General features: G+C 65.4%; 23 protein-coding genes. 18 read left to right on the top strand and 5 right to left on the bottom strand.

All coding sequences use genetic code 11. The annotated features are described in order from the left end of the window. Positions 1-88: 88 nt before the first annotated feature. The 17 genes from chvE (at position 89) to QX108_RS11720 (ending at position 19,214) form a co-directional block, all read left to right on the top strand. Complete coding sequence (gene chvE, locus QX108_RS11800) at positions 89-1,159, top strand: multiple monosaccharide ABC transporter substrate-binding protein (RefSeq protein ID WP_315721474.1); 1,071 nt, start codon at positions 89-91, stop codon at positions 1,157-1,159. A 124-nt stretch (positions 1,160-1,283) separates the two neighbouring features. Further along, entirely contained in the window at positions 1,284-2,834 is a 1,551-nt protein-coding gene (mmsA, locus tag QX108_RS11795; RefSeq protein WP_315782029.1) for a multiple monosaccharide ABC transporter ATP-binding protein, read from the top strand. A gap of 21 nt (positions 2,835-2,855) precedes the next feature. Further along, the gene (gene mmsB / locus QX108_RS11790; protein WP_315782027.1) at positions 2,856-4,046 is read left to right on the top strand and encodes a multiple monosaccharide ABC transporter permease; all 1,191 of its coding nucleotides are present in this window, start codon (positions 2,856-2,858) and stop codon (positions 4,044-4,046) included. Between the two features lie 646 nt (positions 4,047-4,692). Beyond that, positions 4,693-5,016, top strand: coding sequence for an STAS domain-containing protein (locus tag QX108_RS11785; protein WP_315721471.1), 324 nt, complete (start codon positions 4,693-4,695; stop codon positions 5,014-5,016). Between the two features lies 1 nt (position 5,017). After that, a complete protein-coding gene (locus QX108_RS11780) occupies positions 5,018-5,383 on the top strand; it encodes a response regulator (RefSeq protein ID WP_172112185.1) in 366 nt (121 codons plus the stop codon). Next, a complete protein-coding gene (locus tag QX108_RS11775; protein ID WP_315721470.1) occupies positions 5,374-7,428 on the top strand; it encodes a chemotaxis protein CheA in 2,055 nt (684 codons plus the stop codon). The genes QX108_RS11780 and QX108_RS11775 overlap by 10 nt, the downstream gene beginning before the upstream one ends. Then, complete coding sequence (locus tag QX108_RS11770; RefSeq protein ID WP_315782024.1) at positions 7,418-7,948, top strand: chemotaxis protein CheW; 531 nt, start codon at positions 7,418-7,420, stop codon at positions 7,946-7,948. Before QX108_RS11775 ends, QX108_RS11770 begins: the two co-directional genes overlap by 11 nt. Before the next feature lie 192 nt (positions 7,949-8,140). Beyond that, positions 8,141-10,546, top strand: coding sequence for a methyl-accepting chemotaxis protein (locus QX108_RS11765; protein ID WP_409998508.1), 2,406 nt, complete (start codon positions 8,141-8,143; stop codon positions 10,544-10,546). 45 nt (positions 10,547-10,591) lie between these two features. Further along, complete coding sequence (locus QX108_RS11760) at positions 10,592-11,416, top strand: CheR family methyltransferase (protein ID WP_172133509.1); 825 nt, start codon at positions 10,592-10,594, stop codon at positions 11,414-11,416. After that, positions 11,413-12,054, top strand: a complete 642-nt coding sequence (gene cheD, locus QX108_RS11755; protein WP_172133510.1) for a chemoreceptor glutamine deamidase CheD — start codon at positions 11,413-11,415, stop codon at positions 12,052-12,054. Before QX108_RS11760 ends, cheD begins: the two co-directional genes overlap by 4 nt. A 9-nt stretch (positions 12,055-12,063) precedes the next feature. Then, positions 12,064-13,122 carry a chemotaxis response regulator protein-glutamate methylesterase gene (locus tag QX108_RS11750; protein ID WP_315782021.1) on the top strand — a complete coding sequence of 353 codons (1,059 nt, stop codon included), beginning with the start codon at positions 12,064-12,066 and terminating at the stop codon, positions 13,120-13,122. Between the two features lie 3 nt (positions 13,123-13,125). Next, positions 13,126-14,250 (top strand): methyl-accepting chemotaxis protein, encoded by a 1,125-nt coding sequence (locus QX108_RS11745; protein ID WP_315782019.1) that lies wholly within the window; start codon positions 13,126-13,128, stop codon positions 14,248-14,250. 9 nt (positions 14,251-14,259) lie between these two features. Next, positions 14,260-14,559 (top strand): STAS domain-containing protein, encoded by a 300-nt coding sequence (locus tag QX108_RS11740; protein ID WP_172114063.1) that lies wholly within the window; start codon positions 14,260-14,262, stop codon positions 14,557-14,559. 6 nt (positions 14,560-14,565) lie between these two features. Then, positions 14,566-15,204, top strand: coding sequence for an ATP-binding protein (locus QX108_RS11735; RefSeq protein WP_315721465.1), 639 nt, complete (start codon positions 14,566-14,568; stop codon positions 15,202-15,204). Continuing rightward, positions 15,201-16,490 carry a fused response regulator/phosphatase gene (locus tag QX108_RS11730; RefSeq protein ID WP_315782016.1) on the top strand — a complete coding sequence of 430 codons (1,290 nt, stop codon included), beginning with the start codon at positions 15,201-15,203 and terminating at the stop codon, positions 16,488-16,490. Before QX108_RS11735 ends, QX108_RS11730 begins: the two co-directional genes overlap by 4 nt. 1 nt (position 16,491) lies before the next feature. Continuing rightward, a complete protein-coding gene (locus QX108_RS11725; protein WP_315782014.1) occupies positions 16,492-16,848 on the top strand; it encodes an Hpt domain-containing protein in 357 nt (118 codons plus the stop codon). Continuing rightward, positions 16,830-19,214 carry an ATP-binding protein gene (locus QX108_RS11720; protein ID WP_315799405.1) on the top strand — a complete coding sequence of 795 codons (2,385 nt, stop codon included), beginning with the start codon at positions 16,830-16,832 and terminating at the stop codon, positions 19,212-19,214. The genes QX108_RS11725 and QX108_RS11720 overlap by 19 nt, the downstream gene beginning before the upstream one ends. A gap of 301 nt (positions 19,215-19,515) precedes the next feature. On the opposite strand, the gene QX108_RS11715 is transcribed toward QX108_RS11720, so the two are convergent. From QX108_RS11715 to QX108_RS11695, 5 genes are all read right to left on the bottom strand, one after another. Then, positions 19,516-21,132: a rhodanese-like domain-containing protein gene (locus tag QX108_RS11715; protein ID WP_315782010.1), complete on the bottom strand. Its 1,617-nt coding sequence runs from the start codon at positions 21,130-21,132 to the stop codon at positions 19,516-19,518. Between the two features lie 190 nt (positions 21,133-21,322). Beyond that, complete coding sequence (locus QX108_RS11710; RefSeq protein WP_315782008.1) at positions 21,323-21,577, bottom strand: hypothetical protein; 255 nt, start codon at positions 21,575-21,577, stop codon at positions 21,323-21,325. 1 nt (position 21,578) lies between these two features. After that, positions 21,579-22,097, bottom strand: a complete 519-nt coding sequence (locus QX108_RS11705; RefSeq protein ID WP_315782262.1) for a hypothetical protein — start codon at positions 22,095-22,097, stop codon at positions 21,579-21,581. Between the two features lie 2 nt (positions 22,098-22,099). After that, the gene (locus QX108_RS11700; protein WP_315782006.1) at positions 22,100-22,480 is read right to left on the bottom strand and encodes a hypothetical protein; all 381 of its coding nucleotides are present in this window, start codon (positions 22,478-22,480) and stop codon (positions 22,100-22,102) included. 164 nt (positions 22,481-22,644) lie between these two features. Further along, on the bottom strand, positions 22,645-23,049 hold the full coding sequence (locus QX108_RS11695; protein WP_315782004.1) for a nuclear transport factor 2 family protein: 405 nt from the start codon (positions 23,047-23,049) through the stop codon (positions 22,645-22,647). Positions 23,050-23,223: 174 nt separating this feature from the next. On the opposite strand from QX108_RS11695, the gene QX108_RS11690 reads away from it, so the two are divergent. Further along, on the top strand, positions 23,224-24,798 hold the full coding sequence (locus QX108_RS11690; protein ID WP_315799404.1) for a flavin monoamine oxidase family protein: 1,575 nt from the start codon (positions 23,224-23,226) through the stop codon (positions 24,796-24,798). Position 24,799 lies beyond the last annotated feature (1 nt).

The following is a 24,799-nucleotide window of genomic DNA, read 5'->3' as shown; positions in this document are numbered from 1 at the left end:
AGCGTCGTTCAGCCTAACAGCTAACTGGTATCACGATACGCAATCGCGTAGTCTTGTTGAAATTCGAAAATCCAAGAGGGAGTGAAGCATGCTGAATTTCAAGACCATCATGGCCGCCGCTTTGGCCGGCCTCGGCGCCCTGGCGCTGTCCAGCGCCGCCATGGCGCAGAGCAAGGGCACCGTCGGCATCGCGATGCCGACCAAGTCCTCGGCGCGCTGGATCGACGACGGCAACAACATCGTCAAGGTGCTGAAGGATCGCGGCTACGCCACCGACCTGCAATATGCCGAGGACGACATCCCGAACCAGCTCTCGCAGATCGAGAACATGGTGACCAAGGGCGCCAAGGTGCTGGTCATCGCGGCGATCGACGGCACCACGCTGTCGGACGTGCTGAAGCAGGCCAAGGCCAAGGGCATCACCGTGATCGCCTATGACCGCCTGATCCGCGACACGCCGAACCTCGACTATTACGCGACCTTCGACAACTTCCAGGTCGGCGTGCTGCAGGCGCAGTCGATCGTCGACAAGCTTGGTTTGAAGGACGGCAAGGGCCCGTTCAACATCGAGCTGTTCGGCGGCTCGCCGGACGACAACAACGCCTACTTCTTCTACAACGGCGCGATGTCGGTGCTGCAGCCCTATCTCGACTCCGGCAAGCTGGTGATCGGGTCCGGCCAGAAAGGCATGGACAAGGTCGCGACCCTGCGCTGGGACGGCGCCACCGCCCAGGCCCGCATGGACAATCTGCTGAGCGCGTTCTACGGCAAGAAGCGCGTCGACGCGGTGCTGTCGCCCTATGACGGCCTCTCGATCGGCATCATCTCCTCGCTGAAGGGCGTGGGCTATGGCAGCGCCGACCAGCCGATGCCGGTCATCTCCGGCCAGGACGCCGAGGTGCCGTCGATCAAGGCGATGCTGCGCGGCGACCAGTACTCGACCATCTTCAAGGACACCCGCGATCTCGCCAAGGTGACCGCCGACATGGTCGATGCCTCGCTGGCCGGCAAGGAAGTCCCGGTCAACGACACCAAGACCTACAACAACGGCGTCAAGGTCGTTCCGTCCTACCTGCTCAAGCCGGTCGTGGTCGACAAGAGCAACTGGGAGAAGGTCCTGGTCGAGAGCGGCTACTACAAGAAGTCGCAGTTCGAGTGATCCTGGTCTAACAGACAAGCAGCCCTCTCCCCGGTCTCCGGGGAGAGGGATATCCTATTGGAGCTCGCGCGGCGGGGGCGAGTGGCGCTAGAACTGAGTGGCGTCAGAACAGAGACATGACACGATGACCGCAATCCTGGAAATGCGAAACGTCAGCAAGAGCTTCGGCAATGTCCAGGCCCTGCGTGACGTCAGCTTCACCGTCGAGCCCGGCGAGATTCACGCGCTGGTCGGCGAGAACGGCGCCGGCAAGTCGACCCTGATGAAGGTGCTGAGCGGCGTCTATCCGCACGGCCGCTACGAGGGCCAGATCATCTTCGAGGGCGAGGAGCGGAAGTTTCGCGACATCAATGATTCCGAGGCGCTCGGCATCATCATCATCCACCAGGAGCTCGCGCTGATCCCGCTGATGTCGATCGCGGAGAACATCTTCCTGTCGCATGCCCCGTCGCGCTTCGGTGTCATCGACCGCGACGAGGTCTACCGCCGAACCCAGCAATTGCTGGCTCAGGTCGGCCTGAAGGAATCCCCGGACACGCTGATCACCGACCTCGGCGTCGGCAAGCAGCAGCTCGTCGAGATCGCCAAGGCGCTGTCCAAGCGCGTCAAGCTGCTGATCCTGGACGAGCCCACCGCCAGCCTCAACGAGGCCGACAGCGCCGCGTTGCTCGACCGCCTCGTCGCCTTCCGCGAGCAGGGCATCTCCTCGATCCTGATCACCCATAAGCTGAACGAGGTCGCCCGCGTCGCCGACCGTATCACCGTGCTGCGCGACGGCCGCAGCGTCGACGGCATCGATTGCCGCGCCGAGCCGGTGCTCGAGGACCGCATCATCAAGAGCATGGTCAACCGCGACATGGCGCACCGTTTCCCGGAACGCCAGCCCAAGATCGGCGAGCCGGTGTTCACGGTCGAGAATTGGACCGTGTTCCATCCGCAGCATTCGGACCGCCGCGTCATCAAGAACGTCGATTTCCAGGTGCGCCGCGGCGAGATCGTCGGCATCGCCGGGCTGATGGGCGCCGGCCGCACCGAATTCGCGATGAGCCTGTTCGGCCGCTCCTGGGGCGTGAACATCTCCGGCCGCGCCCGGGTCGAGGGCCGCGACGTCAATCTCACCAGCGTGCCGGCCGCGATCGATGCCGGCCTCGCCTATGTCACCGAGGACCGCAAGCAGCTCGGCCTGATCCTGGCCGACGACGTCCGCAAGAACATCACGCTCGCCAGCCTCAGCCAGGTCGCGCCGAAGGGCGTGATCGACGACATCGCCGAGCTCAAGGCGGCCTCCGGCTACCGCGGCCGCATGCGCATCCGCTGCTCGGATGTCTACCAGGAGGCCGGCCAGCTCTCCGGCGGCAACCAGCAGAAGGTGGTGCTGTCGAAATGGCTGATGACCGATCCCAAGGTGTTGATCCTCGACGAGCCGACCCGGGGCATCGACGTCGGCGCCAAATATGAGATCTACTGTATCATCCAGGAGCTTGCGGACGCCGGCCGGGGTGTGGTGGTGATCTCGTCGGAAATGCCCGAGCTGCTCGGAATCTGCGACCGGATCTGCGTCATGAACGACGGCGCCTTCGTCGGCGAGTTCGCGGGCCCAGACGCGACGCAGGAAAAGATCATGCGCGCCATCATGCGCAACGAAGCCCTTAAGAACCAGGAGACGGCCGCCTAAGCGGCCGGGAGGACACCAGCCATGACCGACAAGACGGTTTCACTCCCGGAAGAGAAGCCCCACACCGGCTTCCTGAAGAACAATCTGCGCAGCTACGGCATGCTGATGTCGCTGTTCGTCATCATGCTGTTCTTCCAGATCATGACCGACGGCACCCTGCTGCAGCCGCTCAACCTCACCAATCTGGTGCTGCAGAACAGCTACATCGTCATCATGGCGCTGGGCATGCTGCTGGTGATCGTCACCGGGCATATCGACCTCTCGGTCGGCTCGGTCGCCGGCTTCGTCGGCGCGGTCGCGGCCGTGCTGATGGTGCGCTATCACATCGACTTTCCGCTCGCCATCATCGCCTGCCTGATCGTCGGCGCAGCCATCGGCGCGGCGCAGGGCTATTGGGTGGCCTATTTCGGCATTCCCTCGTTCATCGTCACGCTCGCCGGCATGCTGGTGTTCAAGGGCCTGGCGCTGGCGCTGCTGCAGGGCCAGTCGGTCGGCCCGTTCCCCTCGACGTTCCAGAAGCTGTCGTCGGGCTTCATTCCGGAGCTGCTTCCCAGCGCCGGCAGCGTCAATCTCACCTCGCTCGCCATCGGCGCGGTGCTGACGCTCATCCTGGTCTATGCCAGCGTCAAGGGCCGCGCGCGTGAGGTCGAGCACGGCATCGACGTCGAGCCGTTCGGCGTGTTCGCCGCCAAGAACGTCGTGCTCGCCAGCGTGCTGATGTACTTCACCTACCTGATTGCTTCGCATCGCGGCCTGCCCAACGTGCTGGTGATCATGGTCGCCTTGATCGCGCTGTACGGCTTCATGACCCGCCGCACGGTGGTCGGCCGGCAGATCTACGCGGTCGGCGGCAACGCCAAGGCGGCCAAGCTGTCGGGCATCAAGACCGAGCGGCTGGTGTTCCTGACCTTCGTCAACATGGGCGTGCTGGCCGCGCTCGCCGGCCTCATCTTCGCCGCCCGTCTCAACACCGCAACCCCGAAGGCGGGTCTCGGCTTCGAGCTCGACGTCATCGCGGCCTGCTTCATCGGCGGCGCCTCGGCCTATGGCGGCGTCGGCCGGGTCGGCGGCGCGGTCATCGGCGCCATGATCATGGGCGTGATGAACAACGGCATGTCGATCCTCGGCATCGGCATCGACTATCAGCAGGTCATCAAGGGCCTGGTGCTGCTCGGCGCCGTCTGCATCGACGTCTACAACCAGCGCCGCTAGCAACTGCGATCTCCTTCCCTGGGCTGTCGACGGTTTGCAGTTGCGGGGAGGAGATGGAAGCCACGACTGCGACGCGCGGCGTATCGCCGCGGGTCATGTGCTCGTCATCTTTGCTGATCGTTGAAGCTCGCGCATGAGGGCCGTTCGGAAATGGAGCGGCCGGGCAATTGCGCCGGACCGTAGTCTTCCGGCCCGCCAGTGCAGCAGTTCGCGTGAATTCCTTTAACTGACGCATTGATATCAGCTGCGGCAACTGGCCGAGCTGAAATGCATGTGCACGACGATCACCTTACCGCCGCGCGCGGGATCAATCTTGAAGCGGCGCCCACAGGACCACCGGCGATCGCCGTGGCTCGTGTGCGTTGCTGTCGCTCAGCCCGGCGAAGCGGGCCGAGCCGCCTTTCAAACAGACAAGAAGGCTCCGCGATCGCATGGACGCGGCAAGCGCCGGTCGCGAACAGCTCTAGGTAGAGTCGCCGTAATATTACGGCTCTCATATTTAACGATCCAACAATCGAGTTCCACGCAATTTGAGCGAGTTCCGGCGAACAATGCGGCCCCGTCGGTCGGGTGAATCCAAGTCATGTGTTGCCAGCGGCGTATGGGCGCCGCGGCCGGAGTTCGGCGGACCACGGATGCTTAAAAGATGACGGACACGATGCCGACGACAGAGCCTGACGACGCTGGCGACAAGCAGCGGGCGTCGCATGCGCTTCCTCAGATGCTGGATCTGACGCAGGCGGCGCAGCTGCGTGAGGAGATGATCCGGATCGCAGCCGACAGCAGCATCGTGCTCGACGCCAGCGGGGTCGAACGGATGTCGACGCCCTGTGCTCAGATTCTGCTTGCCGCTGCCCGCAGCGCGCAGGCTGCCAACAAGCCCTTCAGGATCACGCAGGCCTCCGAACTGTTCAGGACGGCGATCAGCGACCTCGGACTTCGGCACGAACTCGATAAGTGGATGGAGTGACATGACCAAGCGAATTCTCGCAGTCGACGACTCGAAGACCATGCGCGACATGGTGTCCTTCACGTTGAAGAAGGCCGGCTTCGACGTTGCAGAGGCCGAGGATGGCAAGGCCGCGCTGAACGTGCTGACCGGCGGCAAGTTCGATCTGATCATCACCGATCTGAACATGCCGAATATGGACGGCATTTCGCTGATCAAGAACGTCCGGGCCGGCAGTCAGCACCGCGCGGTGCCGATCCTGATCCTGACGACCGAGAGCGATGGCGCCAAGAAGGCCGACGGCAAGGCGGCTGGTGCGACCGGATGGCTGGTCAAGCCGTTCAATCCCGAGCAGCTGATCGCGACGGTCAACCGCGTATGCCCGTAAGCTCCGAGCAGGAATCCTATCCGGTCGCGCAGTTCCGCAAGACCTATTTCGAGGAATGCGCGGAGCTGTTGGACGCCCTGCAGTCCAACCTGGAGCTGTTGTCTTCCGGGCAGGAGGATGACGAGACGCTGCATGCGATCTTCCGATCCGTGCACTCCATCAAGGGCGGAGCGGGGGCCTTCGGCTGCACCGATCTGGTGGCCTTCTCTCACACCTTCGAGAGTCTGCTGGACGCCTTGCGCGACCACAAGATCGCCGCGAGCCAGGAGATCAAGCAGCTTCTGCTGCGCGCCAGCGACGCGCTTGCGGACATCGTGAACGCAGCGCGGCTCGAGCAGCAGCTGCCGCCAAATTTTGCCGCCGATACCAGCGCGGCCATGCTGGATGCGCTGCAGGGCGCCGGGCAGGCGTTCGAGGTGCCGGCCGGCTCCGCCGCGGTGGAGACGAAGTCGCTCGGCGAGCAGAGATATCGCATCAGGTTCCGGCCGCACACGGAGATGCTGAAGAAGGCGAATGAGCCGCTGCTGCTGATCCGGCAGCTGCGCAAGCTCGGCGTGCTCAGCACCGAGGTGGACAGCTCCAGCCTGCCGGCGCTCGCCGCGCTGGATCCCGAGGCGGCCTACCTCAATTGGACATTCACCTTGGACACGGCGGTGCCGCGCGGAGCCGTCCAGGACGTGTTCGAGTTCGTCGAGGACGATTGCGATCTCGACATCGAGCTGGTCGAGGTGGCCGCTGGTCCGGTGGAGGCGGCCCCCAGCGATGCCGGCGGCGCAGTCGCGACGGCCGTCGCCGCGGTCAGCGTCGCACAATCGATTCGCGTCGACGTCGATAAGGTGGACCGGCTGGTCAATCTGGTCGGCGAGCTGGTGATCAGCCAGGCGATGCTGACCGAGCAGGGCCTCTCGTTGCCGGCCGACAAATATCCGCAGCTCATTCAGGGCATCGAGGCGCTGGCCCAGAGTGCCCGCGAGCTGCAGGAAAGCGTGATGGCGATCCGTGCCCAGCCGGTGAAATCGGTGTTTGCGCGGATGCCGCGGATCGTGCGCGAGCTTGCCGCCACCTTGGGCAAGGAGGTGCGCATCGTCACCTCCGGTGAGATGACCGAAATCGACAAGACCGTCATCGAGCAGCTCAACGATCCCCTGACGCACATGATCCGGAACGCGCTCGACCACGGCATCGAGCCGCCGGCCGAGCGAGCCGCTGCCGGCAAGCCGCGCCAGGGCACGATCCATCTCTCGGCCGCGCAGCGCAGCGGCCGCATCGTCATCGAGGTGTCGGACGACGGCCGCGGCATCAATCGCGAAAAGATCCTTGCCAAGGCGAGAGCCCGCGGCCTGGTGCCCGCGGGTGCCAATCTCAGTGATGACGAGGTCGACGATCTGATCTTCCTGCCGGCGTTTTCCACCGCCGACGTGATCTCGAACATTTCGGGCCGCGGGGTCGGAATGGACGTCGTCAAGCGCAACGTGCAGGCGCTGGGTGGACGGATTTCGGTGCGCTCGCGTTTCGGGCAGGGCTCCTCATTCTCGCTGTCGTTGCCGCTCACGCTCGCGGTCGTGGATGGCATGGTGGTGTCGGTGGGCGGTGAGACGTTCATCATCCCGCTCGTCGCCATCGTCGAGAACCTGCGTCCGCAGGTGTCCGAAATTCATCCTGTCGTCGGGCGCGGGCATGTCCTGGCGCTGCGCGGCGAATATCTTCCCCTGGTCTACCTGCACCGCGTGTTCTCGATCAGCGATGCGATCGGCGATCCCTGCCGCGGCATCGTTATCATCGTGCAGAGCGAGAACGCCGGCCGTGTCGGGATCGTCGTCGACGAGCTCCTCGGCCAGCAGCAGGTCGTGGTGAAGAGCCTCGAAGCGAACTACGAGCCGGTCGACGGCATCAGCGGCGCGACGATCCTGGGCAACGGCCGCGTCGCGCTGATCCTCGACGTCGCGCGCCTGCACGAGATCGACATCCGCGGGACGGCCGGCCGGCTGCCCGCGTCGGAGGATTCGAGAAATGAACCCGCAAAGGACATGATCCATGCAGCCTGACAACAAGCCGGCCGCGCAATTCGGCCAGGAAGCGGCCGTCAGCGAGAACGTGCAGCAGTTCATCACCTTCACGCTGGGCGAGGAGGAGTACGGCATCGACATCATGGTGGTCCGCGAGATCAAGGGCTGGACCGAGACGACGATGATTCCGAATTCGCCGGCGCACGTGCGAGGCGTGATCAACCTGCGCGGCATCATCGTGCCGATCTTCGATCTTCGTGCCCGATTTGGCGTCGGCGTGACCATCCCGACCAACATGCATGTCGTGATCATCGTCGCTGCGGGAACACGAACCGTGGGCCTGCTGGTCGACACCGTATCCGACATCATCTCAGTCGATCCGAAGGAGATCCGCGAGGTGCCGGACATGGGCATGCCGGTCGAAGACCAGTTCCTCGAAGGCCTGGTCGCGATCGAAAACCGGATGGTGACGCTGGTGTCGCTGTCCGGGCTGTTCGGAATATCAGCAGATTCAGCCAATCGTACGGTCCCCCAGGCCGATGCGGCCGCGGCCGCCTAAACCCCCAAGCAAATTTGCGAGATCGTCATGAGCGACACTTTCGAGGATAACATCATGCAGGACTTCACCGCTGACGGCGCCCCCGGCGAAGACAACGCGGCAACCAAGAAGGCCCGCTCGCGGAGCAGCCGGCCGCGGCCAGCGGCCAAGTCGGCGCCTGCCTCGGACCGGACGCCGGCACGGGACGGTCAGATGGCGGACATCGCTGCACAGCTTGCGGCCATCAAGCGCTCCCAGGCGGTGATCACCTTTGCGCTCGACGGCACGATTCTCGATGCAAACGACAATTTCCTGAATGCGCTGGGCTATACGCTGGCCGAGATCAAGGGGCAGCATCACTCGATGTTCGTCGATCCGGCCTATCGGGCCAGTCACGAGTATCGGCTGTTCTGGGACAAGCTTGGCCGCGGTGAATTCGATGCGGGCCAGTACAAGCGGATCGGCAAGGGCGGTCGCGAGGTCTGGATCCAGGCCAGCTACAATCCGATGATGGACTCCAAGGGGAAGCCGTATCGGGTGGTGAAATGCGCCACCGACATCACCGAGCAGGTGATGCGCAATGCCGATTTCAGCGGGCAGATCGCGGCCATCAACAAGGCCCAGGCGGTCATCGAGTTCACGATGGACGGCAAGGTGCTCAATGCCAACGAGAACTTCCTGAACACGCTCGGCTATACGCTGGGCGAGATCAAGGGCCAGCATCATTCGATGTTCGTCGAGGGCGCCTATCGAAGCTCCAACGAGTATCGCATGTTCTGGGACAAGCTCGGCCGCGGCGAATACGACGCCGGCCAATACAAGCGCATCGGCAAGGGCGGCAAGGAGATCTGGATCCAGGCCAGCTACAACCCGATCACGGGACCGGACGGCAGGCCGTTCAAGGTCGTGAAGTATGCGACCGACATTACCGAGGACGTGATCCGGAACGCCGATTTCAGCGGTCAGATCGCGGCGATCAGCAAGGCCCAGGCGGTCATCGAGTTCACGATGGACGGCAAGGTGCTCAATGCCAACGAGAACTTCCTGAACACGCTTGGCTATACGCTGGGCGAGATCAAGGGCCAGCATCATTCGATGTTCGTCGAGGGCGCCTATCGAAGCTCCAACGAGTATCGCATGTTCTGGGACAAGCTCGGCCGCGGCGAATACGACGCCGGCCAATACAAGCGCATTGGCAAGGCCGGCAAGGAGGTCTGGATCCAGGCCAGCTACAATCCGATCATGGGCCCCGACGGCAAGCCGTTCAAGGTCGTGAAATACGCCACCGACGTGACCGAGCAGGTGAAGGCTGCACAAGCGCTCGAGGCGACGGTCGGCCAGATCCAGAGCGTCGTTGCCTCGGCAAAGGCGAATGATCTGGAGCCGCGGATCTCGATGGCCGGAAAGTCGGGCGATCTCGGCGAGCTCTGTTCCGGCGTCAACGGCCTGCTCGACACGATGGCGGCACAGGTCAGGGCCGCGGAGGCGCTGCGGGCTGCCGCCGTGCAGATCCAGGACGCGGTGGCCGCGGCCAAGCAGAACGATCTGCGTCCGCGTATCCCGATGGACAACAAGGCGGGCGAGATTCAGGAGCTGTGCGGAGGCGTCAACGGCCTTCTCGACACCATGTCCTCGATCATCAGCGACGTCGCGGACAGCTCGCACACGCTGTCGAGCGCCGCCCGGGAGATCGCGACCGGCAATACCGACCTGTCGCAACGCACCGAGGAGCAGGCCGCCAGTCTCGAGGAGACCGCGGCGAGCATGGAGGAGCTGACCTCGACCGTGCGGCAGAACGCCGAGAACGCGCAGCAGGCCAACAAGCTTGCTTCGTCCGCTTCCGACGTCGCGATCAAGGGCGGCTCGGTCGTGGCGGAGGTCGTGCAGACGATGGATGGCATCACGCAGGCCAGCCGCAAGATCGCCGACATCATCGGCGTGATCGATGAGATCGCGTTCCAGACCAACATCCTGGCGCTGAACGCCGCGGTCGAAGCCGCGCGCGCCGGTGATCAGGGTCGCGGCTTCGCCGTCGTCGCGGCCGAGGTGCGCAACCTCGCGCAGCGCAGCGCCAACGCCGCCAAGGAGATCAAGGGGCTGATCTCCGACTCCGTGTCGAAGGTGGAGTCGGGCTCGCGCCTGGTCGACACGGCCGGCAAGACGATGGAAGAGATCGTGCAGTCGGTGAAGCGCGTGACCGATATCATGGCCGAGATTTCGGCGGCTTCGCAGGAGCAGCGCGGCGGCATCGAGCAGGTCAACAACGCCGTCACGCAGATGGACAAGGTGACGCAGCAGAACGCTGCGCTCGTCGAGGAAGCGGCGGCCGCCGCCAAATCGATGGAAGAGCAGACCGCGGCCATGGCCGAGATGGTCGGCCGGTTCATGGTGCTGCCGGAATTCGAGCAGAGCCGGCCGCATCCGGCGCGGACCGGAAACCCGGTGGTCGATCGCTCGCTCGGCGCCTCCAAGGAAAAGCTCGCGACGATGCGCAACGCGGCTGCCAAGCCCGCGCCGGCATCCCCCCGGCACTCCGCTCCGGCAGCCAGATACTCCGAGACCGAGCCGACGCGTCGCCGCGTCGTCGGTGCGGGAGATGCGGATTGGAAGGAATTCTGACGCTCGCGGGGCGCCTCTGTGGCGCCCCGCAGGGTCTGGGAGGTGATGGTGGAAGAAGAGTTCGCGCTACACGACACGGACTTTCGCAAGCTCTCGAAGCTTGTGATGAGCACCGCCGGTATCGTGCTGAGCGAGCGCAAGCGCGCGTTCATTCATGGCCGGCTTGGCCGTCGCCTGCGCGCGCTTGGGCTGACCAATTTCTCACAATATTGCCGACTGCTGGAGGGGCGCGATGGCGACGACGAGCTGCGCAACTTCATCAATGCGGTCACGACGAACCATACGAGCTTCTTTCGCGAGCCCCACCACTTCGACTACCTGACGAAGGAGATCGTTCCCGGACTGCTCGATTCGAACCGCGATACCCGGCGCATGCGCATCTGGTCGGCGGGCTGTTCGAGCGGGGAGGAGCCATACAGCATTGCGATGACACTGCTGAGCGGTCCGCAATCATTGGCCGGCTGGAACGTCAAGATTCTCGCGACCGACCTCGACACTAACGTCATAGCGCATGCCGCACGCGGCATCTACGATTCGGAGCGTGCCGAAAGCATTCCTGCCCCCCTTCGCAAGCGTTTCACCACGATGCAGGAGGGGCAGGTCGCCATGAATGATGAGACCTGCGATCTCATTACCTTCGCTCATCTCAATCTGCTCGAATCCTGGCCGATGTCGGGACCGTTCGACGTGATCTTCTGCCGCAACGTGGTGATCTACTTCGACAAGCCGACCCAGCGCAGGCTGTTCGATCGCTATGCCGACATGCTCAAGCCGGATGGTTGGCTCATCGTCGGTCATTCCGAGAACCTGCTCGGCATCACCGACCGTCTCGAACTGGTCGGGCGCACCATCTACCGGAGGTGCAGATGACGGCCAGGACGAAGCGGCACCATTCGCACCCCCCTCACGTCAGCCATGAGCTTCCGGCCCGCGCGCGCCGGTACCTAGACAAGCGGTTCGACGCGATGGTCGTCAAGGTGCTGCCCGGTGAGCACTACGTCAGCGGCGAACGGCAGGAGATGCTGGTCACGATTCTCGGCTCTTGCGTGGCCGCCTGCATCCACGATCCGGTCGCGAAGGTCGGCGGCATGAACCATTTCATGCTGCCGGAGGCCTTCGACGACGAATGGGGCCACGCATCGGCGGGCATGCGCTATGGCAACGTTGCGATGGAGCGGCTGATCAACGACGTGCTCACGCGCGGAGGCACGCGCCGCCGGCTCGAGGTCAAGGTGTTCGGCGGAGCCAACGTGCTCAAGGGCCTGTCGAATATCGGTCACCGCAATGCCGATTTCGTCGAGGCATATCTGACGGCGGAAAATCTCCCGATCGCGGCCCATCATCTGCGCGGCTCGCAGCCGCGCCGCATCCACTATTTTCCCTTCAGCGGCAGGGTCATGCTGCTCGAGTTGCCGCGAAGCGACAGGTACGCCGTGGCGCGCGAAGAGACGTCATACAACTCCAAAATCCAGGCCAAACCCGTCGACGGATCGGTCGAGCTATTTTGAGGCAGCAGCATGAGTGTCATCCGCGTTCTGATCGTCGACGACTCTGCGTTCGTGCGCCAGGTTCTGACCGAGATCATGTCCAGTGATCCGGACATCGAGGTCATTGGTGCCGCGCCCAATCCGATCGTGGCGCGCGACATGATCAAGACTCTTAATCCGGACGTCCTCACGCTCGACATCGAGATGCCGCGCATGGACGGTCTGGCGTTTCTCGACAAGATCATGTCGCTGCGGCCGATGCCCGTGCTGATGATCTCGTCGCTGACCCAGAAGGGAGCGGACACCGCCGTCCGCGCGCTGGAGATGGGCGCATTCGATTGCGTCGCAAAGCCAGTGGTGGGGCTCGTCGAGGGGCTGCCGGCTCTGCGCAGCGAGATCGTCGGCAAGGTCAAGGCTGCGGCTGCGGCGAAGATCCGCCCGCGGGCGGGGGAGCCGGTCCGGCCCGCGCACCGACCTGGCGTGTCCTACAATTCGTCCGAGAAGATCATCGCGATCGGCGCCTCCACGGGCGGCGTCGAAGCGCTGCAGCAGCTGTTGACCGCCCTGCCGTCCGACGCGCCCGCAGCCGTGATCACGCAGCATATGCCGGCGAGCTTCACCGCATCCTTCGCCAGTCGGCTGAATCAGCTTTGCGCGGTGACCGTCAAGCAGGCCGAGAGCGGCGAGCGCGTGCTGCCCGGCCACGCCTATATCGCGCCGGGCGGCTTTCATCTCGAGCTCGCGCGCAATGGCGCGAACTACGTGTGCCGCGTTCATGACGAGCCGGCCGTCTCGGGCCACCGGCCGTCGGTGGACGTCCTGTTCCGTTCGGTTGCGCATGCGGCCGGCGCGAATGCGATCGGCGTCATCCTGACCGGCATGGGCCGCGATGGGGCGACCGGACTGCTGGAGATGCGATCGGCGGGGGCGCCGACGATCGGGCAGGATGAGGCGAGCTGCGTGGTCTACGGCATGCCGAAGGCGGCCCGCGACTGCGGCGCCGTCGAGATCGAGCTGCCGCTCGGCAAGATCGCCGATCACGTGCTCAAGCGGTGTGAAGCGCTCGCTGCGCGCGGGGTCAGGGTGTAGCTCATGTTCGGTTGGAAAAACAGCAATGCGGCTGCGGTGAAGCTGCCAAGTCCCGAGCCGTCCGACGGACCGGCGCCCGAGGTGCCGCAACGCCAGGACGAGCTGATGCGGCGGTGGATTGCGTTCGCCGACATGCAGCAGCGCGTCATCAGAACGCTGGTCCACGAGATCCAGCAGACGTCCGCCGTCGTCGAGACGGAAGCCGACAACCTCAGCAGCCGGTTTCAGAATCTGGCGATCTGCGCCGGACAGCAGACGGAGCGCGTCGAAAGCCTGAGCCGGCTTGCAATCGGCATCGAGGTGGACGGAGAGGCCGTGGCGATCGACCGCATCGCGGTGCTGCTCGAGGAGACCTTGAGCGACGTCGTCGAGAAGATCCTCATGTTGTCGAAGGACGCGATGTCGATGGTCTATGCGCTGAGCGAGCTCAGCGCCAACGTCGATCGTGTCGACAGCTGCATGGAGGAGCTCAACAAGATCAATCGTGTCACCAACATGCTGGCACTGAATGCGCGGATCGAGGCGGAACGGGCCGGCACGGCCGGAGCCGCCTTCAGGGTCGTCGCCGGGGAGGTGCGGGAGCTATCCGGGGCGACACAGCGCCTGTCGGTCGACATGGCGACCGAGCTCAAGGCGGTCACCGAAGGCATCGCCGATGGTCATGCGACGTTGCAACGTGTCGCCACCATCGATCTGTCGCAGAACCTGATGGCCAAGGATCGGCTTCAGGTTCTGATGGAAGCCCTGATCCAGCGCAGCGGCAACCTGACGGAGGTTGTCGCCGACGCGATGAAGGAGGCCGAGGTGATCTCGGCCGACGTCGCCGGCATGGTGACGGGCATCCAATTCCAGGATCGAACACGTCAACGGCTCGAGCACGTGGTGGATACGTTGCGCGTGGTCGACGAGGCGCTCGACGAATTGAAGACCACGACGGCGGAAACGCTCGATGCGCCGGTCGCGGAGACGTCGGGCGACAACGAGTGGGTCAAGGCGATGCTCGATCGCTTCACGCTCGGCGATATGAGGTCGCGGTTCGTTGCGCAGATTCTCGAGGGCAGGCAGCCGGCGGATCACGCCGATGCCGTCGCCGCTCCATCGACGACCGGCACGGTCGAGCTGTTCTAGGAGACATGCATGCAGATTCAGATTGACCGCACGGGCGGGCAGATTGCGATGAGCGGCGAGTTCACCTTCACCGACCACATCCCGTTCAAGCAGATGGTGACGGAGATCTTCGCGGCGCCGGGGAAAGCCGTGGTGATCGATCTTTCCAAGCTCGATTTCATCGACTCGGCGGGCCTGGGCATGCTGCTGCTGGCGCGTGACGAAGCCAAGAAGACCCATCGCGAGCTGATCCTGCGCGGGCCGATCGGGCAGGTGAAGCGAATGTTCACGGTGACCAAGTTCAACACGCTCTTCAAGGTGGAGGAGTGATCCTGGATGTGCGTGTCGGTCGATGAGCAGGTCGAGGCGGATGTGCTCGTGTCGTCCTGGAACGGCGTCTCCGAGGAGACGCTGGCGGCGGCGCTTGCGCAGCCCGTCCGGCAGTGCATCGAAGCCGTGCTGTTCGAGAGCCCCAGCAATGGTGCGGAGCGCGAGCAGCCCGCTGGAGACGGCCTGAGCCTGGTCGTCACGACGCGTTCGGCCTATCGCCATTCGATCGTGAGGACCTTCGTCGAGGCGCTGCGGAGCCGGCTGCCGCTGACCGAGGACCTGAAAATCAGGATTCACAGCGCCGCGCAGGAAGCGCTGATGAATGCCGTGCTCCACGGCAATCTGCGCATCGACGGCGCGCTACGCGGCGGCCTCGACGGCCTGATCGCGGCTCAGGCGATCATCGAAGCCCGGCTGGAGTCGCCCGACATCGGCGGCGCCATGATCCGCCTCGATGCCGCGTGGACCGCGTCGGACGTCGAGATCACGGTCAGCGACAGCGGCGACGGCTATGATTGCAGCAATGTCCGTCCCGCGGCCGAGGACGGCGCATCGGGGCGCGGCCTTGAGATATTGCAGGTGTTTTCCGATCGCGTCACGGTGCTGAACGGCGGCACGACGGTGCGGCTGGAGTTTCGCCGATGAGCCCGGTCATGGCGACGGTCGAGACCGCGGTCGACGAGAGAGCCGTGCCGGAAGGTCTTGCGGATGCCCGGATCCTGATCGCCGACGACGATCCCCTGTGCCGGCGTCTGGTCGCCGGCGTGCTGCGCGCGCAGAAGTTCACCAACATCGAATTTGCCGAGGGCGGGCTGTCGGCGATGGAGCAGGTCCGGCGCTTCCGGCCCGACCTGCTGCTGCTGGATATGCAGATGCCGGATATGAGCGGCCTGGACGTCTGTCGGCAGATTCGCGCCCAGCCCGATTTCGCCGATGCGCCGATCCTGGTGCAGACCGCGACGGTCGACCGCAAGAAGATGGGCGAGCTGTTCGCCGCAGGCGCCTCGGATTTTCTGTCCAAGCCGATCAATCCGTCCGAGTTGATTGCCCGCGTCGTGGTGCATCTCGAACGCTGGAACTCGCTGCGCGCCCTGCGTGACTATCGCGAGCGCATCTCGCGGGAGGTCGAAGCCGCCCGTCGCATGCAGGTCGAGCTGCTGCCGGATCCCATCACCCTGCAATGGGCTGCGCGTACGGCGGATCTGCGGATCGCCAGCTACAACAGGTCGTCCTCGGAGCTCGGCGGCGATCTGTGGGGCATGCTCCCGATCAGCAATGGCGCGTTCGGAATCTTTCTCGCCGACTTCACCGGCCACGGCATCAATGCGGCCCTGAACACGTTCCGCCTGCACGCGTTGATCCACGAATACAAGGCGCTGCACCACGATCCCGGTGCCTTGCTGTCGATGCTCAACGAACGCCTGGTCCGCCTGCTGCGCATCGGACAATTCGCCACTTTCATGTACGTCGTCGTCGACCATCGCGCCGGGGTGCTGAAATTCGCCTCCGCAGGCGCGCCCCCGGCGCTGCTCGTGCAGGGGATGAAACGCCGCGCGCGCCTGTGCGACAGCAGTGGATTTCCGCTGGGCGTCGAGCGCGGCGTGCGCTATCGCACCTCGCGCCGCAAGTTTCCGCTGGGCTCGCTGCTGCTGTTGTTCAGCGACGGTCTCTCGGAGTTTCCGGATGCCGAGGGTAAGCGGATCGGCGACGACGGGCTGCTGGCGACGCTCGATACGTGCGCGCTCGCGCTGACGCCGCAGGAGGTGATCGACCGGCTCTGCGCTGCTGCCGGAATGACCGAGGGCAGCCCGCTGCCCGACGACACCACGATCGTCTGCATCGATCGTCGCGCGAGCCGCCGACCGAACGATGGATTGCGTGATCGCGCCACGACGCAGCCGGTGACGAGTTCGTCCTGCGGAGGCCGATGACGTGGCGACCGCCGCCGACGTTCCCCTGATCGACCACGATCAACTGGAACTGCTGCAAGCCGCGCTCGACCCGGGCGAGCTGGGCGCGATGCTGGTTCAGCTTCCGTCCGCGGCCGACCAGGCGCTCTCCGCCATCAAGACAGCGCTTGCTGCCGGCGATCTGCCGCAGGCCCGCAAGGCGGCCCATGTCCTGAAAGGATCCGCGTCCAGCCTCGGCGCGGCGCGGCTTGCGGAGATCGCGCGAACGATCGAGCTGGAGCTGAAGACGCCCGGCGAGATCGAGGCCTGCCTGCCGGTCCTCGCCGACATCATCGCCGCCACCTCGGGCGAGCTGGCACGATGGGCCGAGCGCGCATGAAGCCGGCGGATCCGGACCCGGTGTCGTCGCCTTCATCTCCGGAGGGGCGGGCCGCCGCGCAGCGATCGCCGCGCATCGCCGAGCGCGGAAAGTTGTCATACCCGGCGATCATCGCCTCGGTTCTGGCCGCGGCGCTCTCGACTGCGCTCGTCGAATTGGTGACCGGCCTGCGGCAGGATCGTATCACGTCGCTGCTGATGCTCGCGGTCGCGGCCGTCATGGTCATGATCGTCCTGACATCGATGCTGATCCGGAAGAACCGGCACGCTCTGTCGCTGGCGCATGTGCTGGCGCGGCAGAACGCGCAGCTCGCGCAGACGACGCGGCTGCTCAACGACGCGCAGCGGATCGGCCGCCTTGGCCATTGGATGTCGGACGAGACCGGGGAGTTCGCGGTCTGGTCCGAGGAGCTGTTCGACATCTTCGGGCTCGCGCCGACATCCCGCGTGTCCTTTGTCAAGATTCTCGAGATCGTTCATCCGGAGGATGTCGGCACCTATGTGCGCGCCCGCGATCGCTCCCGCGCCACTGGCTGTGCGTTCATCCAGGAGCTCCGTATCATTCGCCCGGACGGCCAGGTTCGCTGGCTGAGGATCGAAGCCGATGCCAACGATGCATCAGCGGAAGCGACGCAGTCGCGCTTCGGCATCGTCCAGGACATCACCGAACGGAAGCTTGCCGAGATCGCAGCGGAGCAGGCGCGGCTGCTGCTGATGGATGCGATCGAATCGCTCACCAACGGCTTCGTGCTGTTCGACAAGGACGACCGGTTCGTGATGTCGAACACGACGTTCCGCGAGATGTTTCCGTCATGGACCGTCCTGATGAGGCCGGGCGTCTCGTTCAGCGACCTGATGCGGCAGGCGTATGACCACGGCCTGATCCGGTCGAAGGGCGACCGGTTCGAGGAATGGCTCGAGCGCAAGCGCGCCTGGCATCTCGGCGGCAGCCGCATGATCGAGCGCCGCGAGCTCAACGGACGCTGGATCCAGAGCGTCGACCATCGGATCTCCGATGGCGGCACGGTCTGTCTCGTCACCGACATCACCGCCTTCAAGACGGTGCAGGCCGAGCTCGAGCAGAAGCTCGCTTACGTCGAGGCGATCCGCTCCGACCTCGAGAGGCAGAAGCAGGAGCTGGAGGCGACCGGGGCCGAGCTGCGCGCCGCGCGTGACGCGGCGGAGGCGGCCAATCGCGCCAAGTCCGACTTCCTCGCGATCATGAGCCACGAGATCAGGACGCCGCTCAGCGGGATGGTCGGCATGGTCGATCTGTTGCGCGGCACCTCGCTGACCGGGGAGCAGAAGCGCTACACCGCGCTCGCCAAGGAATCCGCGGACCTGCTGCTCGAGGTGATCAACGACATCCTCGACTTCTCCAAGCTCGAAGCCGGACGGCTACAGTCGGAATGCATCGACTTCGACGTTCCGAATTTGATCCAGAGCGCGGTCTCGTTCATGGGGGAGAAGGCCAGGAAGAGGGGCCTCGATCTGGCGGTGACGCTCGCGCCGGGGCTGCCGCAATATCTCGAGGGCGATCCGACGCGCATCCGCCAAGTGTTGCTCAACCTCGTCGGCAACGCGATCAAGTTTACCGAGCAGGGCTCGATCCAAGTGCGTGCCTCGCATCGCCTGCGGGCCGACGGCGCGATCGATCTCACGATCGAGGTCATCGACAGCGGCATCGGCATGTCGCCGGAGATCCAGGCCCAGATCTTCGATCCGTTCGTCCAGGCCGATACGTCGATCTCGCGCAAATATGGCGGCAGCGGTCTCGGGCTCGCGATCTGCAAGCAGCTCTGCACCATCATGGGCGGCAGCATCGGCGTCGACAGCGAGCTGGGCCGCGGCAGCCGGTTCTGGTTCGAGGCCAAGTGTCGGCAGGGCGACGCTTTGGTGCTTCCGGCCGAGCCGGTGGTCTCGGCCATCGATCGCCCGCTCGAGATTCTGGTCGCCGAGGACAGCCCGATCATTGCGACGCTGATCCACAGCCTGCTGGTCAAGCAGGGATTCAAGCCGACCAGGGTCGTCAACGGCGCCGAGGCCGTGGCGGCGGTCTCGGCGAGACCTTACGACATCATCCTCATGGACGTGCAGATGCCCGAGATGGACGGCATCTCCGCGACCCGGGCGATCCGGCAATTGCCGGGACCGCAGAGCCACGTGCCGATCATTGCGCTGACCGCGAATGCGCTGGTCGGCCAGCGCGAGGCCTACCTCGCCGCCGGCATGAACGACTACGTCACCAAGCCGATCCAGCCGCCGCTGTTGTTCGCTGCGATCCGGCGCTGCGCGCTGCCGCAATATGCCGACGCGCCGCCGCTGCAACCTGGCAGTCTCGGTCAGCTCGAAATGTTCGTGTCGTAGAAGCTCCGTGCGGCGTGTCGCGACGCCGGGTGGGCAAAGCGACGCCGCAGACGGCGCGTGCCCACCTCCCGAATCTCAACTACTACTACTGCGTCAGAAAAGGGCTTTGCTCTCTCCACGTGTCGTTCCGGGGCGCCCGAAGGGCGAGCCCGGAACCCATACCCACAGGCAACAGTGTAAGGCAGGCTGGTTGTAGGCACTTTGCCGCCAAACATCTGTCTGTGGCTATGGATTCCGGGCTCGCCCTTCGGGCGCCCCGGAATGACGACGGCTAGCGGGCAGTGTTTCTGACGCAATAGTACTACACCACATGGAAGTTCGACACGGAGTCGTTCGCGAGCTGGGCGACCAGCTGAAGCTCCCAGTCGATATAGGCCTGCATCGCCTCGGCGGCGTTGTCGGTGCCCTCATAGGGACGCTTGTAGACGTCGTCCGCGGTCGAGATCCATGAATGCCGGTCGCTCTCGAGTGCGTGCCCGGCCGCGGTCCAGGCCTGCGTGCCGCCGGTGAGCACGCGAAGCTCGCGGCCCGTCGCGGCGCGCGCATCTGCCAGCGCAAACGCGGCCTCGGCGCCGTCGCTGCTGGTCAGCACCAGCGGCCCGTCGCCCGGCAGCTTCGCAAGATCCGATGAAAAGCGCGATGCCAGCACGAAATGTGCTCCCGGGATGTGCCCGGCCTTGTAGCTCGGGCTGCGCGCGAGGTCGACGACCGTCCACCCTGCGGCGTCAACCGCAAGCGCTGCGGGGCTGATTGCTGCGCCCGCAACATCCGGCAGCGGCGGTCGGCGGCCTATCGGAATCTCGGTTTCCGTCGGCGCCACCACGTCCGCTCCAACGATCGACGCGTCCCAGCCCATCTGCTTCAGCCACGATGCGGTCATGCGTGCCCGCACGCCGTCATCGTCGAACAGCACCAGCCGCGCGCCGCGCACGCCGACCCATTCGTCGGTCGCCTGCACGAGTTGGCCGCCCGGCGCCGACGCGAAGCCGGCAGGATGGCCCGCGGCATATTCCTCCGGCGTGCGGACATCGAGGCAATGGAGCGTGCGCATCGCGGCCTCGGACCGATAGCGCGCGAAGGTCGCTGCATCGAGCACCGCGACGCCGACGCGCTCCGCCCAGACCTTGGCATCGGCCAGCGCCGCCGCGTGGCTCGCTTGCGGCCGCTTCAGGAAGCGGGCCGTCCGGCCGCGCTCGACCTGATGGCCGGCCAGCGTCCAGCCGATGGTGCCGTTGCGCAGCGCGTAGATCCTGTTGCGAAGTCCCGCATTGATCAGCGACTGCGTGCCGATGATCGAGCGCGTGCGGCCGGCGCAATTGACGATGATCGTGGTGTCGGGCGACGGCGCGATCTCGCGCGCCCGGAACGCGAGCTCGCCGCCGGGGACGCTGACGCCACGCGGAATGCTCATGGTGCGATATTCCTCGAAACGGCGGGCATCGAGCACCACGAGATTGGTCTCGCGCTCGATCAGCGCCTTGGCCTCGTCGGCCGACAGCGACGGCGTATGCCTGATGGCCTCGACCAGCTCGCCGAACGCCTTGCTCGGCACGTTGACGTCGCGGAATACCTCGCCCGCACGGGCATAGCCCGACAGCCCGCCTTCGAGGACCGAGACGTCGGTGTAGCCCAAGGCGCGGATCCGCGGCACGGCGCGGACGGCATAGCCCTCGCCATCATCGTAGACGACGACGGGCGCAGTCAGCCGCGGGATCAGGTCGAGGATGCGCAGCTCGATCTGCGACAGCGGCAGCGACACCGCGAAGAACGGATGCGACAGCGAGTAGGGGCCTTCCTCGCGGACATCGAGCAGCGCCACCTCGTCGCCGGCGCGCCAGCGCCGCCGCAGCTCGGTGGGGCTCGTCAGGCGAGGTTGATCGGATGAAGCGGGCGGGCGAGGGGGCGTCGGCGACGTCATTCGAGGTTCCGCAAGTGAGGTCCGGCGCGGTCCCCGGTCCCGTGCATGCGCGTGTTGCAGACCTGCGGCATGGAAGGTTGTTCACGGTGCGCAGCCCGGGCCGGGACGCATGGAATGTCGTCCCTCTGTGGCGGCATGGCGGCCGTTTGTCCAGCCCATCGTCTCCGATCGCGCGCGGCGGCAGCGCCGGTCAGACGTGCGGGCCCAGCATGGCGATATAGAACAGGTCCTCGCTCGAGAGCTCAGCCGAACGGCGCGGCGCGACCGCGCTTCTGCGGCTTCTCTTCTCGGCCGACACGCGCTCGGGCAGCAAGTGATCAAGCCAACCTTCAATCCACGAGACGTAACGCACGACACGCTCCGCAGTTGCTGTGGCAAGAGGAAAGATCACGCAGCAGAACAGTCCCGGCAAGAGCTGCGCATGGCGCCGCGCAAAGTTTGACACATCATGCTCGTTGCAACGCCTCGACGGAAAATTCCTTTTCCGCATCGTGCGGATCGCATGGCTCCGCGTCCCCGGTGGATCCGTCCACATCGCCATTTCGACCCATCAGGCTGTCGTGCCAATGGGTGCGGAACGCCATCCACGAGGCGTGATCCTGGAATGCGACCTCGGCGAACCACTCGACCGTCACGGCGCCGCTTGGCCAATAGCGTTCCCGGTCATGCCAGCACACGACCGGCCAGCGCGGGTTGCGATAGGAGCGGCCGCTGTCATCGTGCAGCGAGGGCCGGCCGAGATGATCGATCAGCCACGACATCACCTCCGGCAGGAACGTTGCGGCAAACGACACGCCGTGGCGGCCGAGCCGCTGCGGCATCCGCATGATCCGCTGATCGATGATCGCGAAGGCCGGCGGCACCGCACCGACGTTGAATTGCCGGATCATCAGCACGCGGAAGCCGCAATCGCAGAGCTCGGCGGGTACGGCGTGGATCGCCGTCGGCTGCAACGGAGCCGTCATATTCATACCAGTGCTCCTTTCGCCTGCGCGAGCATGTCGTCGGATGAAAGCGGCGCGCCGTCGCGCTCGACGACGGCACCGAAATCCTTTGCGAGCGCGGCGCAGACGGCGAGTGCGGCGGCCTCCTCGCGCGGATCTCCCGCCCATTTGAAGGTCATCATGGCGTCGCGCGCATCCGCGCGCGTCTCGGAGATGTCGGCGAAACGCAGATCAAATCCCGCATCCTCGCCGTCGAGCGTGCAGGGCAGATACCCGGAGCTCCGAAGCGGCGCGTAGCCCTCATCGAGCGTCAGCGCGAAGGGGAGGCGGTCGATGGCCTGCTGCAGCGCTGCGCGCATCGGCACATCGCTGCGCGTCAGATAGGCGGTCAGTAGGCGTGCCATCCGCATCTCCCCGTCGACCTCTGCACGATGCTGGTCGCAGCGTGCAGATGGCTTGGCGCGGAGCCGGAGATTTGGCCCGAATCCGACGCGACGAAAATCAACAATCCCCGACATTGCTGCCGGTCAGGGAGAGCAGATCAAGTTTCGTGCCAGACGTGCGGAGGTCAGTGCAGGCTGTAGCCGTCCGGATCATCGTCCGGTGTCGCAAGCTGCGCGATCGGGCTGGACTGGTGATGGATCATCCGCCAAGCGCGGCCAATTCGCGTGAAGTGATTGGCGGCCGCCAGTGCCGCGCCATCCACCAGCTCGATGCACAGCACGTGGCCGTGGTCGCCGTCGACGATGGCGTGCGGATCGGCGCAGACGATGTTCGGCCGGCTTGCGTTGCCGAGGATGTCGCGCCAACTGCCGATCACGGCGGCGCGACCGACGATCGCCGGCCATCCCGGATGAATGCAGGAGATGCCGTCGCCATCGGCCCAGAGCGCCGCGAGTGCGCCGAAGTCGCCGGCCTTGAAGGCTGCGTAGAAGGCCGCGTTGGCGGCCAGGATCTCGCTCTCGTCGCTCATTGCAATGAGGTGGGCCAATCGTCTGCGAAAATCAAGCCATGTCTGGAAACGTACACCCCGCGCCGGAAAAAACTTGCAAGCTTCTTGCAAGACCCCGGCGAGACGCGATCGCAACGCATCAGCCGAGGTCCCGCCATGCTCGAAACGGCCATTGTCGGAGGTGGATTGTGCGGAATGGCACTCGCACGCAGCCTGCAACAGCGCGGCGGCTCGTTCGCTGTGTTCGAAGCCCGACATCGCCTCGGCGGCCGGGTGCTGTCAGCCAGGAGCAGAGCGGGGCTGGCGCTGGATCTCGGCCCGACTTGGTTCTGGCCTGACACCCAGCCGCTGTTGGTCGGCCTGATCACGGAGCTTGGCCTGTCCGACTTTGCCCAGCACGATGATGGCACGGTCCTTCATCTGAAAGAGGCGGACAAGCCGGCCGAGCAGATCAGCGGGCCGCCGATTCATCAGGGCGCGCGTCGGCTGTCCGGCGGCATGACGCAACTGATCACGGCGCTGTCGCGCGACCTGCCGCAATCCTGCATCCATCTCGGCCACGAGCTGATGCGCATCGTCGATTGCGGTACGCATGTGCGGCTGATCTTCGCTACCGAGGCGGAGTCGGTTGCGATCGAGGCCAGGCGCGCCGTGCTGGCGCTGCCGCCGCGGCTCCTGATCGATCACGTTGGCTTCTTCCCGGCGCTCGACGATGCGACCTTCGAGGCGATGCGCAGCGCCGAGACCTGGATGGCGGCGCAGGCCAAGGTCGTGGTCGCTTACGACCAGGCGCATTGGCGCGACAAGGGCCAGTCCGGCAACGCCTTCGTCAGTCACGAGCAGGCCGTCGTCGGAGAGATCTTCGATGCCTGCGACGAAGGCGGCGATCGCGCTGCGCTCGGCGGCTTCCTCGCCTTCCCGCCGGACCTGCGCGAAGCCTTCAATGTCGGTCTGCCCATGCTGATGGACAGCCAGATGGTGCAACTGTTCGGATCGGCGCTGGAAGGCGGCGAGCAGCACTATCAGGACTGGGCGAGCGAGCGCTTCACCTGCAGCGCGCTCGATCGCACCACCCCGCGCGGCGAGCACAGCGAGATCGCCAATCCGATGCTGCGGCGGGCCCTGTGGGAAGGACGGCTGCACCTCGGCGGCGCGGAGACGGCGAGCCACGCGGCCGGCTATCTCGAGGGGGCGCTCAATGCCGCCAAGCGCATCGAGCGTGCGATCGCGCGCATAGGGGCCGCGCCCCCGAGCGGGCGCGCTCCTGCGGCGGGCGATGGTCTGTCCGGCAATGCTGCGAGCCTCGCCTGGTTCGCCGCCTGGGTCGCCGCGCAGCGCGATGCGGCGTTCGACGACTATCGGCAGCGGCTCGCCCGCAGTCTCGCCACGCAGCAGCGCGAGCAGCTCACGCAGCTCGCCGTCCTCGGCGCCATCGAGCAGGTGTTCGCCGCGGCCTTGCAGGTGCTGGATGCACTGACCCTCGACCTGCGCGAGGTCGCGGTCGAGCGCGGGCGCTCGGCTCTGATGCCGGAGATCCAGAAGCCGTTCCGCGACGTCATGCAGTCGCTGCTCGACGACGCCGTCGCCTTCAATCGCACCTCCTGCGCGCTGTCGAACTTCCCGTTCGAGCACAAGCCGTCGAAGGACTATGTGCAGACGATTCTGCGCGACATCGCGGCGGCCTGGCAGGAGTTCTCGCTGGCGGCGAACCGCCTGCTGCTGGCCAAGGCAGAAGCGGTGCGGCGGCAGCCGACGGGCGTGTCGTCGTGAT

Source organism: Bradyrhizobium sp. SZCCHNR1002 (assembly GCF_032381435.1).
GTDB classification, from domain to species: Bacteria; Pseudomonadota; Alphaproteobacteria; order Rhizobiales; family Xanthobacteraceae; genus Bradyrhizobium; species Bradyrhizobium aeschynomenes.
The sequence above is the reverse complement of the archived record's forward strand: the minus strand, read 5'-3'. Positions and strand labels throughout refer to the sequence as shown.